This is a genomic window from Marivirga sp. (assembly GCF_035704835.1).
Taxonomy (GTDB): Bacteria; Bacteroidota; Bacteroidia; order Cytophagales; family Cyclobacteriaceae; genus Marivirga.
Window position 1 is genome coordinate 36863 of sequence record NZ_DASSWQ010000009.1, and the last position, 13609, is coordinate 50471.

At 34.5% G+C, this 13609-nt stretch carries 14 protein-coding genes; 4 read left to right on the forward strand and 10 right to left on the reverse strand.

Going from position 1 to position 13609, the window contains the following annotated elements:
• Position 1: 1 nt before the first annotated feature.
• The 4 genes from kynU to VFM92_RS01280 are packed head-to-tail and all read right to left on the reverse strand — an operon-like array spanning position 2 to position 3389.
• Positions 2-1318, reverse strand: coding sequence for a kynureninase (gene kynU / locus VFM92_RS01265; RefSeq protein ID WP_325120377.1), 1317 nt, complete (start codon positions 1316-1318; stop codon positions 2-4).
• A gap of 18 nt (positions 1319-1336) precedes the next feature.
• Positions 1337-1822, reverse strand: a complete 486-nt coding sequence (locus VFM92_RS01270; protein WP_325120378.1) for a methylated-DNA--[protein]-cysteine S-methyltransferase — start codon at positions 1820-1822, stop codon at positions 1337-1339.
• Positions 1809-2858 (reverse strand): amidohydrolase family protein, encoded by a 1050-nt coding sequence (locus VFM92_RS01275; protein ID WP_325120379.1) that lies wholly within the window; start codon positions 2856-2858, stop codon positions 1809-1811. The genes VFM92_RS01270 and VFM92_RS01275 overlap by 14 nt, the downstream gene beginning before the upstream one ends.
• A complete protein-coding gene (locus VFM92_RS01280; protein WP_325120380.1) occupies positions 2859-3389 on the reverse strand; it encodes a 3-hydroxyanthranilate 3,4-dioxygenase in 531 nt (176 codons plus the stop codon).
• 145 nt (positions 3390-3534) lie between these two features.
• Here VFM92_RS01280 and VFM92_RS01285 point away from each other — a divergent pair, with 145 nt between their 5' ends.
• Positions 3535-4317, forward strand: coding sequence for an SDR family oxidoreductase (locus VFM92_RS01285; RefSeq protein WP_325120381.1), 783 nt, complete (start codon positions 3535-3537; stop codon positions 4315-4317).
• Between the two features lies 1 nt (position 4318).
• Complete coding sequence (locus VFM92_RS01290) at positions 4319-5758, forward strand: aldehyde dehydrogenase (protein WP_325120382.1); 1440 nt, start codon at positions 4319-4321, stop codon at positions 5756-5758.
• Between the two features lie 56 nt (positions 5759-5814).
• Here the strand turns inward: VFM92_RS01290 and VFM92_RS01295 are convergent, their stop codons facing one another.
• Positions 5815-6579 carry a hypothetical protein gene (locus VFM92_RS01295; protein ID WP_325120383.1) on the reverse strand — a complete coding sequence of 255 codons (765 nt, stop codon included), beginning with the start codon at positions 6577-6579 and terminating at the stop codon, positions 5815-5817.
• A gap of 402 nt (positions 6580-6981) precedes the next feature.
• On the opposite strand from VFM92_RS01295, the gene VFM92_RS01300 reads away from it, so the two are divergent.
• The gene (locus VFM92_RS01300; RefSeq protein ID WP_325120384.1) at positions 6982-7920 is read left to right on the forward strand and encodes a hypothetical protein; all 939 of its coding nucleotides are present in this window, start codon (positions 6982-6984) and stop codon (positions 7918-7920) included.
• Positions 7921-7999: 79 nt separating this feature from the next.
• Here the strand turns inward: VFM92_RS01300 and tpx are convergent, their stop codons facing one another.
• Entirely contained in the window at positions 8000-8500 is a 501-nt protein-coding gene (gene tpx, locus VFM92_RS01305; RefSeq protein WP_325120385.1) for a thiol peroxidase, read from the reverse strand.
• A gap of 82 nt (positions 8501-8582) precedes the next feature.
• Between tpx and VFM92_RS01310 the strand changes: the two genes are divergently transcribed.
• Positions 8583-9128, forward strand: a complete 546-nt coding sequence (locus VFM92_RS01310) for a DUF1543 domain-containing protein (protein WP_325120386.1) — start codon at positions 8583-8585, stop codon at positions 9126-9128.
• Between the two features lie 163 nt (positions 9129-9291).
• Here VFM92_RS01310 and VFM92_RS01315 read toward each other — a convergent pair whose 3' ends face one another.
• The 4 genes from VFM92_RS01315 to VFM92_RS01330 form a co-directional block, all read right to left on the reverse strand.
• Positions 9292-10794, reverse strand: a complete 1503-nt coding sequence (locus VFM92_RS01315) for a sodium-dependent transporter (protein WP_325120387.1) — start codon at positions 10792-10794, stop codon at positions 9292-9294.
• Between the two features lie 168 nt (positions 10795-10962).
• Positions 10963-11406, reverse strand: a complete 444-nt coding sequence (locus VFM92_RS01320; RefSeq protein ID WP_325120388.1) for a hypothetical protein — start codon at positions 11404-11406, stop codon at positions 10963-10965.
• Positions 11403-12137, reverse strand: a complete 735-nt coding sequence (locus VFM92_RS01325) for a DUF6503 family protein (RefSeq protein WP_325120389.1) — start codon at positions 12135-12137, stop codon at positions 11403-11405. Before VFM92_RS01325 ends, VFM92_RS01320 begins: the two co-directional genes overlap by 4 nt.
• A gap of 22 nt (positions 12138-12159) precedes the next feature.
• Positions 12160-13317 (reverse strand): formimidoylglutamase, encoded by a 1158-nt coding sequence (locus tag VFM92_RS01330; RefSeq protein ID WP_325120390.1) that lies wholly within the window; start codon positions 13315-13317, stop codon positions 12160-12162.
• Positions 13318-13609: the final 292 nt, after the last annotated feature.

The following is a 13609-nucleotide window of genomic DNA, read 5'->3' on the forward strand; positions in this document are numbered from 1 at the left end:
ATTAAGCTTTTTTAACGGCTTCTACCGCTTCTTTTAGTTTTACTATAAATTGATATTGCTCTTCAAAAGTATTATAAAGAGGCACAGGTGCCAACCTAATCACATCAGGTTCTCTCCAATCGCCTAAAACACCTCTTTTCATTAACTCATTAAATAATGGTTTCCCATATTTCAATAAATAAAGAGACAGTTGACAACCTCGATTTTCAGGTTCTTTAGGCGTGATAATTTCAAAAATCTTCTCCTTCTGGTTGAATTCATTAATTAAAAATTCAAGGTAGCCTGTAAGTAAAACACTCTTCTTTCTCAAGGCTTTCATCCCTACTTCTTTAAAAATTTCTAAAGAAGCATAATGTGCTGCATGACCTAATACATTAGTATTGCTCAATTGCCAACCATCAGCACCTGCCATTGGGATAAATCCCTTTTTCATTTTAAAACGCTCAGCCTCGTCATGTCCCCACCAACCGGCAAAACGATCTAAGCTCTTATCATTTGCAAAGCGTTCGTGGACATAAATACCCGAAACATTCCCTGGTCCGGAGTTTAAATATTTGTAGGTGCACCAAGATGCAAAATCCACATCCCAGTCATGAAGTTTCAATTCTATATTTCCTGCTGCATGCGCCAAGTCAAAACCTGCATAAGCTCCTACTTTATGCGCTGCTTTGGTGATACTTTCTAAATCAAAAAATTGGCCTGTGTAATACTGCAAACCACCCATCATTACCAAACAAAGTTCGTTTTGATGTTTTTCAATAATCGAAATTATATCTTCTGTACGTAAAATATCTTCACCTTCTCTTGGTCCAATTTCTACTAAAGCTTCTTTTGGATCAAATAAGTTTTTTCCGCCATGGTTAGCATGAAAATTTAATTGTGATTCAAAAACATATTGATCCGATGGAAAAGCCCCTTTTTCAACAATTATTTTGAATTTCTGCGCAGTTGGTTTATAAAAAGATACTAAGAGAAGGTGAAGATTTACTGTTAAATTATTCATAGGAACAACTTCAATTGGCTTTGCCCCCACAATTTCAGCTAAAGTTTTCTTTCCATATTCATGGTATTTATACCAAATATTCTCTTTTTGCTTATTGAAGTGCCCCTCTACTCCAAATAGCTCCCAGTCTTTCATTTCTCTTTCAATAAAAGATCTAGTTCTTTTCGGTTGCAGCCCCAATGAATTACCAGTATAATAAATTACTTGTTGTCCATCAATTTTGGGGATATAAAATTCATCTCTATATTTTTTCAAAGGATCTTCTTGATCCATTTTTTGAGCATATTGAAGTGTATTCTGATAATTTTCTTCCATTTTTTGATTAATGTAAAGTCAATTAAATAAGCCCAGCTGCCTATTTGATTCTAATTCTATTAAAAATCTTTTGTTTGTTAACCCGCCAATGTAGCCAGTCAAATTCCCATGCATGCCAACAACTCTATGACAAGGAATAACAATCGGGACAGGATTTTTACCTACAGCATTAGCGACTGCTCTGATTTTTTTGACGTCTCCTAACTGAGCCGCTAATTTACCATAGCTTATTGTTTTTCCGTAAGGTATGTCAAGCAATTTTTTCCAGACCTCTTTCTGAAAATCAGTTCCACTTAAAGAGTATTCTAACTGAAATGTTTTTCGATGCCCATTAAAATACTCTAAAAGCTGATTTTCTAAATTGGTAACTACTTTTGGCTTTATACCTTTTAATGTATTATTCGGTTGGTTAAATGAAATCCGAGCTATTCTATTTTGAGATACACCAATTAAGAGTTTCCCAATTTTAGTTTCAATGAAAAATTCTTGCTCAACGTCCTGCATATGCTTCTTGATGTAAACCCAACCATTTTAAAGCATTCTGTCCTAGCAATTTGGCTTTCAATTCATTAGAAAATCTACTCCCTTCAATAATCTTTCCAGGCTCCAGTTCCCCTAATGGAAAAGGATAATCGGTCCCCAAGGCAATAAAATCCTCTCCCATGGTTTTTATCAAATATTCCAAGGTCGAAGGATCATGAACCAAAGAATCTACATAGAATTTGTTTAAATACTTTCTTGGATGATGCGGATTATCAATAGCACACAAATCTGGACGGACATCAAAACCATGTCCTATTCTACCAATGGTGGCAGGAAATGAGCCTCCTCCATGTGCAAACGCAACTTTTAAATCAGGAAGTTTTTCAAATACCCCTCCGAAAATCATAGAACAAATTGCTCTTGAAGTTTCTGCTGGCATTCCAACAAGCCATGGTAACCAATATTTGGGCATTTGATCTTTTCCCATCATATCCCATGGATGTACAAATATGGAAGCCCCTAAATCTTGTGCAGCTTCGAACACCGAGAATACCTCAGGTGCTTCCAAATTCCATTCATTGATATGAGTTCCTATCTGAACACCTGCTAATCCTAAGTCATTAATGCAGCGCTCTAATTCTTTAATTGCTAAATCAGGTGCCTGCATGGGTAATGTACCTAAACCAATAAATCGATCAGGATACTTTTCGACTACTCCTGCTATATGATCATTAAGCATTTTAGATAGGTCAAGAGCATCATTGGCTTTCGCCCAATAACTAAACATAACAGGAACTGTTGACAAAACCTGAACATCCACATTATGATGGTCGCATTCGTGCATCCTTGTTTTTGGATCCCAACAATTATCTTCAACTTCCCTGAAAAATTTATCATCCATCATCATACGGGCACAACATGGCCTGTGGTGCTCTAATCGAATAAAGCCTCCATATCCATATCTATCCCGCAAATCGGGCCAATTTTGAGGCAAAATATGCGTGTGGATATCTACTTTCAAAGGTCGTTTAGTCGCTATATCAGCTACTTTTTCCATTTAGACAAATCTAGGGTCTGTTTCCATTACGTGTCCACAATTATTACAGGTACGCAATTCTTCTGAAGAGTAAAATTCTTTAAACCGAGGTAAAAAATCCTTTTCAATATCCTCTAAAGGAAAGTAAGTTTCATGCAACTTATGGTTGCAATTATCACAATACCAAAGCAAACCGTCTTTCATGTCAGTTCCTTTTCTAACCCTTTCCACGACCAACCCAATTGAGCCTTCTTTACGAACTGGGCTGTGAGGAGTATTTGCAGGACAAAGAAACATATCGCCAGGTCCTAAATTCATAGTAACCGCTTGACCTTCATCCTGAACTTTTACAGATATTTCTCCTTCAAGCTGATAAAAAAGTTCTTCTGTTTGATTGAAATGGTAGTCTTTACGCGCATTTGGGCCAGCTACAATCATAACGATATAATCTCCAGCTTCTTTATATAGATTTTTATTCCCAACGGGGGGTTTCAACAAATCTCTATTTTCTTCTACCCACTTTGTTAAATTAAAAGGTTCTCTTATTGCCATCTTTTCTCAATTTTATAAAGCTTGAAACGGTCTTATCTTCGAATTGATTTTGTTAATCTTTTAAATTTAGTGAAATTAAGACGGAGTTTAAAATCAGACATACAATATTAACAGATGTTAATATTCATTAATAAAAATTAGCAAAATGAATTTAAATTTAAATGGAAAAAGAGTTTTAGTGGGTGGAAGCACCGCTGGTATAGGGAAAGCAATTGCTCACGCCTTTGCTAAGGAGGGTGCACATGTCACGCTAATCGCAAGAGATAAAACTAAGTTAGAATCCACTAAAAATGAGTTGTCAAATCATAATCAAGATCATCATATTTTAGTTGCAGATTATAATAACCCTGAATATTTGAGAGAGATCGCTTTAGAATATTGTACCCAACATCAAGCAGACATTTTAATCAATAACACAGGCGGACCAAGTCCAGGACAGGCTCATGAAGCTTTGGGTACAGGTTATATGACGGCCTTTCAGCAGCATCTGATTTGTAATCAATATTTAGCTCAGGCAGTAATCCCTAACATGAAATCAAAAAAGTATGGTAGAATTATCAATATTATTTCAACCTCCGTACGTCAGCCGATTCCAAATTTAGGGATATCAAACACCATAAGAGGTGCAGTCGCAAGTTGGTCAAAAACCATATCCAATGAATTGGGTCCATTTGGTATTACGGTGAATAATATTCTACCAGGAGCTACGATGACTGGCAGATTAGAAGGCTTGATTCAAAGTAAAAGTAAATCAAGTGGAAACAGTCTGGATGAGGTCAGTAAGGAAATGCAATCGAAAATCCCTGTTGGTAGATTTGCAGAACCTCAGGAGGTAGCCGATGCAGTACTATTTTTAGCTTCAGAGAAAGCATCTTATATCAATGGAGTAAATTTACCTGTCGATGGCGGAAGATTAGATTGTATTTGAAATGGAAATTTTAGCAAACTATATCAATGGTGAATTAAGCAAACCTCAATCCAATAACTATATAGATGACCAAAATCCAGCTACGACTAAGGTATTCGCTAAAATTCCACTTTCTGATGAGATCGATTTAAAATTCGCTATAGATTCTGCTGAGAAGGCATTTCCACAATGGAGCGGTTTACCAGCAAAAGAAAGAGCAGCTTATTTAATTAAAATATCTGCGCTCATTAATGACAACTTAGAAGAATTGGCACTTGCTGAAAGTATTGATACTGGAAAACCAATTCAATTAGCAAAAACTGTTGACATTCCACGAGCTATTTCAAATATGGAGTTCTTTGCTCACGCTATTACTCAATTTAGTAGTGAATCGCATGCAAATGAAAAATCGATTAATTATACGTTAAGAAAACCACTTGGTGTGGTTGGGTGTATCTCCCCATGGAACTTACCGCTTTATTTATTTACCTGGAAAATTGCTCCCGCACTTGTAACCGGCAATTGTGTTATTGCTAAGCCTTCAGAAATCACACCCTATACTGCTTTTTTACTGAGCAAAATCTGCATTGAAGCAGGTCTCCCAAAAGGAGTGCTAAACATTCTTCATGGCACTGGACCAGAGATAGGTAATGCTATTGTGCAAAATAAAAGAATTAAAGCCATTTCATTTACTGGTGGAACTGATACAGGGAAAAAGATCGCAGAGATTTCAGCACCTATGTTCAGAAAAATATCATTAGAATTAGGAGGTAAAAATCCTGCTTTAGTTTTTGCAGATTGTGACTTAAATAAAACAGTAGAAGAATTGGTTCGAGCATCTTTTTCAAATCAAGGAGAAATCTGTCTTTGTTCTTCACGGCTTTACATTGAAAAATCCATTTACGAAGAATTTAAATCATTATTCGTAGAAAAAGTCAAAAACTTGAAAATAGGAAACCCTACAAATGCTGCAAACAATATGGGAGCATTGATTTCCGCACAACATTTAGAAAAAGTAAAAAGCTATATCCGTTTAGCCAAGGAAGAAGGCGGCCATTTGTTATGTGGAGATGAGAAATTAGAATTAGAAAAGGAAAACAGCAAAGGTTATTTTCTAAGACCTCATGTTTTTGAAAATCTACCGAATCATTGCAAGGTTAACCAAGAGGAAATATTTGGGCCTTTAGTTAGTTTAAATTCATTTCGAAATGAGAATGAAGCTATAAGATTTGCAAATGAAAGTGACTATGGATTAGCTTCTAGCATTTGGACTAATGATTTATCAAGAGCCCATAGAATTGGAAGTAAGATTGAAACAGGTATTGTTTGGATAAATTGTTGGATGAATCGTGATTTAAGAACTCCTTTTGGAGGAATGAAGAATAGTGGTCTAGGAAGAGAAGGTGGTTTGGAAGCTTTGAGATTTTTTACCGAAACCAAGAATATATGTATTCAATTTTAAAAGCAATAAAAAAGCCATTCAGAAGTATGAATGGCTTTAGGTTAATTTTTTAATGATTAAGCTGAAGCTGAAGTGCTATCTGGAGCTGCTTCAGGACTTGGCTCTTTCAATCTTGCAATGTGGAACGTTTTTCTCGCTTTATGACCACAATATGAGCATTTGAAATATTTCATTAATTCACCATCTTCTGTTACCGTTGGTGATTTAATAATTTCTTCTTTCACAACTTTTAATGTTTGGTAATTACATTCAGAACATTGCAATGCGTGCAGATGACCAGAATATTTTTCAATTTTGGTGTAGCCAGTTTCTTCATCCACCCAAACATCATAATCAATTGAGAAGATATCTTCCTCTGCTTGCATACCCTCGTCCAAATAAACATCCTCTTCTTCTTCACTCAAAAGCTTCATTGGCTTTCCGGTTTTAGGAGATACCCTTGGAGTGTATCTTAACTTTTTCAATCTTTTTTCAATGTAGAAAGGAAAGTAAAATCTTAATACGTTTTGAATGATAACACCAATTATTAGGGCTAACATTGCTGAAACAAATAATTTTACGGACAACCATAATAATTCTGATTCTCCAAATAGGGCATTAACCCATATTACAGCACCAACCAAGATTATTACAGCAGACCGCCATAAAACATCTATTTCATTTTTGTTAATGTATTCATACTTTTGTTTAAACTCTTTTAAGGTTCCTAACCTTAAGTAGTATAACAAGACAAGTAAGACGGCTACCCCAATGGTGACCATACCTACGTAAGGTCCGAATTGGTTTATCATGTCAAAGATGCTTTGGTTATTCTCTGCCATAATTCAGTTTTTTAGTGATGGTAAATTTAGTTTTCTAATTCGAAATATTAATTATTCATTGTAAAAGTACAACAAAACTTCAAGCAAGTTAAAATTAATTCTTTAAAATTCTATCAATAAAGTTATATAAATTAATTGAAATACCTAAAAAATATTTTTTTTATTACATCGGCTTAAGCTTTTACTCAAACTAACCAACATTAAATACCTCTTAAACAAAGGATTACATTTTTATTATTATACTAAATATAGGATAATTAAAATTTAATATTTAATAATTTCAAACAAATAATTATTTTTAATAAATGTGTACAACCTTTCGTCTATAAAATGGGTCTTTAGTGTATCTGGAAACGATTCCAGACACTTGAATTAAATTTTTACAACAAAAGACAAAGAACTATGAAAAAATTTTTGAACAACGGATTATTGTTAGCTGCAGCAGGAATGCTTTTTTTTACGGCTTGTGATCCGGCAGCAGATGAAGAGGGATCACTTATAAATGGTCCAACAATTACATTAACAAGTGAATTAGAACTTAGTTATGCTGAAGGAGAGGAAGTAGAATTGGAATATGAGTGGGTAGCTCCAGGTAATTTAGGTCAAGTTAAATATGAAGTTTTTCTTGATGGCGATATTGTAATTGATACTACATACACAAACTTTGACTTAGGATTCAATAACGAAGATTCAGTTGGTAATTTAAGCTTCACATTAACTGCTCCTGTAGGAACTGCTGGATCTACAGTTGAAATAGATGTTACTATCATTGATAGAGAAAATCAATCGGCTGTTAACAGCGAAGCAAGTTTTGAAGTGACTGAAGGGTCGACTCCATTAAGATCATATACAGATATTTTAGTTTATGCTCCAGCAGCTGATGGAACTACTAATACTTGGTTTTCTACTAATTTAGGTGAGACTGTTACAGAAGATGAGGTAAATGCAAGTGCTGCACCTAACTCCTCAGATGTTGATTTTGGTTATTATTATGGTGTTACTGATGAGGCCACTATTGCTTCGCCAAACGCTTACAACTTAGACGGTATTGACATCAGTGATTGGACTACTAGAAACGCTACTGAATTTAGACTTACTACAATATCTAGTGAGGAATATTTAAATATAACTACCTCTGAAGATTTAGCAGCAGTTTGGGAAAGAGAAGATAATATTAATGAAGGACAAACAATTAGCAACCTAGCAGTTGGTGATGTTGTTGCTTTCCAATTAGACACAAATAACAAAGATGGCTTATATGGTTTGTTCAGAGTAGCAACTATTGAAGCAGGTGATAATTCTAATGACTATATCGAAATAGAAGTTTTAGTTCAAGAATAAAACTAAAACTTTCACATATAAAGAAGGCTCGGAAAATTGTTTCCGAGCCTTCTTTTTTATCAATAAACTTTAAATTTTGTTATTTTACTGCAGCTAATGCCTTTTCGTAATCAGGTTCATTTCCAATTTCAGGAACTAACTGATTATAAACTATTTTTCCTTTTGGATTTACGACTACAACAGCTCTAGCATTTAGTCCTTTAAATCCACCATCAACAAGTTCTACTCCATAATCTTTTCCAAAACTATCGTTTCTAAAATTCGAAACTGGAATTGCATTTTCAATATCCTGAGCAGCACAAAATCTTGCTTGTGCAAAAGGCAAATCTTTTGAAACGCATAACACCACTGTATTGTCTAAAGCTGCCGCCTTTTCATTAAATTCCCTTACTGACATAGCACATACTTTAGTGTCTACACTTGGGAATATATTTAATATCACATTTTTACCTTTATAATCTGAAAGAGAAACTTCTGACATATCAGTTTTTACCAATTTGAAATCAGGAGCTTTCTCTCCTTTAGCAGGTAAATCTGCCACTGTGTTGGACGGATTTCCGCCTAATGTTACTTTCGCCATAATTTATGTTTTTAATTTAGTTTACCTTTGTTAAACTTGAATGAGTTTGAATAGTTATTGTTTTTCCACTAAGATTTAGAAAATGAATTCATTAAAATTATATGCAGTCGTTTTGGGCGGTGCAGCAGAAAAATCAAATACTGAACTACATGATGTGGTATTTGCAGTAGGACCCAACATTGAGGACTGCTATTTCCAATTACTCGAAAAGTGGTTCGGACTTCCGGAGAAAATGCACATTGATTCCTATCTGGAATTAGATGTTGTAGACGGATATAAAATCAGTTTACTTAAAGAAAAAAATACGAATAAAGACAAAAAATTATTTTTCATCAATTTAGGTGCCTATAAAGAAGGTGATTTTATGGAACATCACGCTACAACTTTTTTAGTCGGCAGACTTGCAACCGATATTAAAAAAAGAGCAAAAGAAAAGTTATTAAATGGTTTTGATGAAGTTCACAAGGATGATTTATATGAAGTAGATGATATGATAGCCATTGAAGAACTAGAGGGATATCATGTTCATCTTTCCCCAACTGATAAGCCAGAAAACTTAAAACCAGTAAATGGGTATCATATAGTACCTAAGAAAATGGTAAAAGCATTTTTGGAGCAGAAAAAATAAAAAGGGGAATCGAATGATTCCCCTTTTAGCTATATATTTAAATATTTCAATTTTTATTCTTCCTTTTTCTTGTCCATTGAAAGGGCTTTAATCACTAAACCGATAAAGCCCCCCAAAGTGATAGTCAAACAAACTACCATTCCGATTATTGCTTCTGTACTCATCATTTTCTAACAAATTTTTTGTAAAACCATCCATTAAATACAATTGCGATCACTAATGCAATTCCCCATTGAGTTACAATACTCGCATTACTGTAAACATCCATTACATTCCAATTGCCCTCTGCATCAAACCAAGGATACTCGCTATAACCTTGACTCATCCACCAGTACACTAGAAATAATCCGAAAATAAAAATGGCATAAATCATGAGTTTGAAATACCAATTCGCAACTGTGAAATCAGAGCTTTCATCTATGAAATCTTTTTTATACTTAGTTGGACCATATCTAATTATCAAGAATGCTAAGAAAATACCACTTACCAATAATCCTAATCCCCACACCCAATCTTGATTTTTAAATACATCCAAAGAATAAGCGGATGGAAATCCAATTATAAAACAAGAAGCACCCGCTACGAAAGCTGCTTGTTTTCTTGTTAAAGTATAGTCTGTTAAATTTTTAATGAGCAATTGCATCATGGGCAGCAATGAACTAAACGCAGCCATTAAAAATGCTCCGAAAAATATGAAGGATAAAATTGGTCCTCCCGGCATTTTTGCAAAAAGTTGCGGTATGACCGTAAACGTCAGCGCTTGACTGCCTTCATGCAAATAAGCCATAGCACCTTCTGGAGTGGCAGACATAGCAAAAACTGCAGGCAATATAGCCATAGCCGCCAATAAGGCAGCTGTATTATTCCCAAAAGCACCTAGGAAGGTGTTTAAAGTGACATCTTCTCTTTTATTAGAGAAAGAACCGATTGTAATCATCAAACCCCAAGCGGCACCAGTGCTCCATGCGGAATCAGTAATTGCTTCAATCCAAATGGTTGGGTTAGAGAATTTGTCTACATCAATTGTAAATAAATATTCTAAACCTTGATATCCACCTTCCATATTTAAAGCAAAAGCAGAAACCACCATTAAAAGTATAAATAAGGTTGGAATTAGGATTTTATTTACTTTTTCCAATCCATTTTTAATTCCCTTACTTAACACCCAAATAGCCGCCAAAATAGTCACCACATAACAAACCACAGCAACCCAACTGGAATTAGATAAGCTTGCCCAAAAGGTATCCATAAAATCAGTCTCACCAATTTTGGTATTCAATTCACCAGAGCCAAAAAGATATCCTATCAAACTCTCCGTATTCAGAATGAAATATCGGAGTGACCAGCCGGTAACAACGGAATAGTAAAATGCAATTCCCAGCGTTACGATGGTGATAAATACCCCCATCCAATTAAATTTCTTACCAGCTAAATTTCCTAATGAACCTAAAGTTCCTTTTTGATAATGCTTACCTAAAGCTAATTCAGCCATCAGTAAAGGGATTGACCAAACTAATAAAAACACCATCCAAAGTATAATAAAAGTACCTCCATATTCCCCGGCAATTCGAGGGAAACGCCAGAGATTCCCTGCACCAATAGCCATTCCTAAAGAAGCCAGGATTATACTCCACCTACTACTAAATTCTTCAACTTTTTCAGCCATAAACGTCTCATTTGGTTTTAAAAACAAGCCGAATTTAGCCAAACATATTACTTTGTCAAATTTATAGATAGATTCATTTGTGGACTATGAAGGAAATAGCTGATATTTTAAAATCTTCGGTGATAAATTTTTGTGATTTTAAATAGCATTTGAATTTGCGATCGGTTCTCAACTAGCCTTTTGCTTTTTGGCTTTCTGGTTGAGATATTTAACTAATTTATCGTATTCTGTATTTTCCTTATTGGAAAGTTTAATAACCTTTTTTTTGCCGTAAAGAATTTTTGTTTCCCTAAACTCCCCTTGCTTAGTTTTGACTATATCCTCTCTCCAGCCTTTAATTTCGGCAAGAGGCAAATCAATTCTACTGCGACTAATCGGAAAAAATATATTCAGCCTATTATTTCCTGCTTTTATAATTTTCACAGCAGCCAATAATTTCCCTAAAACCAATAAGGCAATGACAAGTGTAATTGGAGTTAAAATGAGCTTGATTATAAAAAAAGATTCACTATTCAAAAGGCTGTCCAATAACAAAAAAAATGACCCGAAAATAAGAACTAAAAAGATACTTAATGCAAAAATGGTATTATAGCGAGGTTTTGAAACAATCATAAAGGCTCAGGATTAAATTCTAAATCAATTTTAGAAAGCAATTCCAATTCTTGCTTTGCAAACTTAGATGGCAAACTAGCTAAATCTGTCCCTTTATCAGCCTTAAAATTATTGTAGTCTTGAAAAATAACTCCATCAACTTTCTCTTTGTTGACAGATTCCCTGAAGCGAACGCCTCCACCATCTGTCTGATATGAATAAGCAAAATAATCCATTTCGAATGTAGTAGCATTAAACCAAAAAATAAAAACATCTTGATAGTCTGCGCCTCCACCATCTTGTTTAAATCTCACTTCAATTGTTTTATAAGGTCTACCTTTTATCAGAACATCTTCTCTGTTATGAGCCAAAACTGCGTCATCTTTAAGATTATAAGGAAGTAATGCAAAATAATGAACGGAATTAACGGAATTGGCATAAGCAGCAGAATCTTTAGCCGATAATTCAACTTCTCTACCATTAACTAATCTTTTAAATCCAGTATTATCTAAAACATCATTGATTTCTCTACCAGTGGAATCTTGAAAAATTCTTTTGTATTGAAATTTACCATCATCATGTTTAAGCGAGTAAAATTTATCTCTAAATTGAAATTCAACATCTAATTTATCATAAGCATCACCACCATAATATTTGATAGCATTTTGAATTGTTTGGTCAGCCGATTGCTCAGCAGGACTACAAGCAACCATAGTTATTATTAAAATTATTGATCCTAAAATATTTCTCATAGAACAAAAATACGCCTTAATCTTAAAATAGTTTAGAATGCATCACTATCCACCTTTCAGGTAACTCCCCTTTTAATGCTTGTTGATAATCTGAATAACTGCATGGAACAATAGAATTCCGATTAAAGCGGTTATTTCCCGATGGATTTGGAACTTCCATCCACCATTTATCAATGAAATTACTTTTATAAAAAGTCAATATTTCTGGCTCCATGGGCATGGATACCACATATTTCATATAATCATTGGAACGGAAATCCCTTGACTCTTTTCTATGATAAAATCCTTCGATAAAATACCAAATCATGGTCGACAAAACCGCTGCGGATTTACTGGATTCATCATCTTTAGTGACATCAAATTCATAAAACCCGATAGCACTCAATTTTTCATTAATCCCTGCATACCAACATAATTGGCAGGCCTCCTCACCTGTCAATCCGAAAGGCTGAGCTTGAACAGTGGCTGGGAAATCAGAAGATTTTATAGCAGACAAATCAAAACTCATCATATCTGCTTGACGGATAACAGGCTCCATTTCTTTTATATCATGACGTAAAGCTCCTATTCGATGCGCTTCAAAATATAATTTTTCAAGTGTGGTGATTGCCTGTGGATTTACTAGATAGGTTTGATAGGCTAAATGGCTATAATTAAATAAATAATTGGGTTGGTGCATTAGCATTTTTTGTATATGCTGTTGATTGGCTGGAGCCTCTTTATCCTCCATATCCAAAAAAGCATCCACGTTTAAAACGCTGATGAGCTTTTCCATTTCTTCATAAGCCAAATATTGAGCAAAGCCCATATCTTGAGAACCACCAATTAAGATAGGCAACACATTATTTTCGATACAAGCATGGCAAACTTCTTGAACTCTTCCGAAAGTTTGCTCCGTGTCAATAGCTTCAGAAATATTTCCTAAATCCACAATATTATAAGCGCCAGAACCTTTTGATAATCTGTAGAGTTTTTTTCTTAGGGCATTCGCACCGCCCACCGTACCTGCATTTTCTTCATTAATTCCTTTATCCGAAATACCAATCAAAGCGATATCAGCACTTTTATAATCAGGGAATTTCTCTTGATAAACTTTAATATTCTTATAAAAAGTCCCTTGCTTTTTAATATCGGAATAAATCTCCTCGGGAACGGGGCTAAAGAAAAGTCTTAAATCCATGGCATGAATTTAATAACAATAATTAGATGGACATGAGTTTTGAGAGAAATGATTTAAAAATCTGTTTCGGCTAAGCACTCAACCATTTCTTTCTTAGAGACTCTTGAAAAGATTAAAACTCAAATTAGAGTAATGTGAAACAAGCCTACATTTAATTAATCACTTCGTGATTTTATTTTAACCACAAAGAGGCAAAAGAAAACAAAAGTTGAATTGCCTTCGGCAATTCATTCTCTAAGAATGAAGTATATTGTTCGATTGGAGAGTAGATAATGATATTGATTATCAAATA

Excerpts from the sequence above, each read along its gene's own strand:
- kynU (WP_325120377.1), bottom strand. The coding sequence starts at position 1,318 with ATGGAAGAAAATTATCAGAATACACTTCAATATGCTCAAAAAATGGAT.
- VFM92_RS01270 (WP_325120378.1), bottom strand. The coding sequence starts at position 1,822 with ATGCAGGACGTTGAGCAAGAATTTTTCATTGAAACTAAAATTGGGAAA.
- VFM92_RS01275 (WP_325120379.1), bottom strand. The coding sequence starts at position 2,858 with ATGGAAAAAGTAGCTGATATAGCGACTAAACGACCTTTGAAAGTAGAT.
- VFM92_RS01280 (WP_325120380.1), bottom strand. The coding sequence starts at position 3,389 with ATGGCAATAAGAGAACCTTTTAATTTAACAAAGTGGGTAGAAGAAAAT.
- VFM92_RS01285 (WP_325120381.1), top strand. The coding sequence starts at position 3,535 with ATGAATTTAAATTTAAATGGAAAAAGAGTTTTAGTGGGTGGAAGCACC.
- VFM92_RS01290 (WP_325120382.1), top strand. The coding sequence starts at position 4,319 with ATGGAAATTTTAGCAAACTATATCAATGGTGAATTAAGCAAACCTCAA.
- VFM92_RS01295 (WP_325120383.1), bottom strand. The coding sequence starts at position 6,579 with ATGGCAGAGAATAACCAAAGCATCTTTGACATGATAAACCAATTCGGA.
- VFM92_RS01300 (WP_325120384.1), top strand. The coding sequence starts at position 6,982 with ATGAAAAAATTTTTGAACAACGGATTATTGTTAGCTGCAGCAGGAATG.
- tpx (WP_325120385.1), bottom strand. The coding sequence starts at position 8,500 with ATGGCGAAAGTAACATTAGGCGGAAATCCGTCCAACACAGTGGCAGAT.
- VFM92_RS01310 (WP_325120386.1), top strand. The coding sequence starts at position 8,583 with ATGAATTCATTAAAATTATATGCAGTCGTTTTGGGCGGTGCAGCAGAA.
- VFM92_RS01315 (WP_325120387.1), bottom strand. The coding sequence starts at position 10,794 with ATGGCTGAAAAAGTTGAAGAATTTAGTAGTAGGTGGAGTATAATCCTG.
- VFM92_RS01320 (WP_325120388.1), bottom strand. The coding sequence starts at position 11,406 with ATGATTGTTTCAAAACCTCGCTATAATACCATTTTTGCATTAAGTATC.
- VFM92_RS01325 (WP_325120389.1), bottom strand. The coding sequence starts at position 12,137 with ATGAGAAATATTTTAGGATCAATAATTTTAATAATAACTATGGTTGCT.
- VFM92_RS01330 (WP_325120390.1), bottom strand. The coding sequence starts at position 13,317 with ATGGATTTAAGACTTTTCTTTAGCCCCGTTCCCGAGGAGATTTATTCC.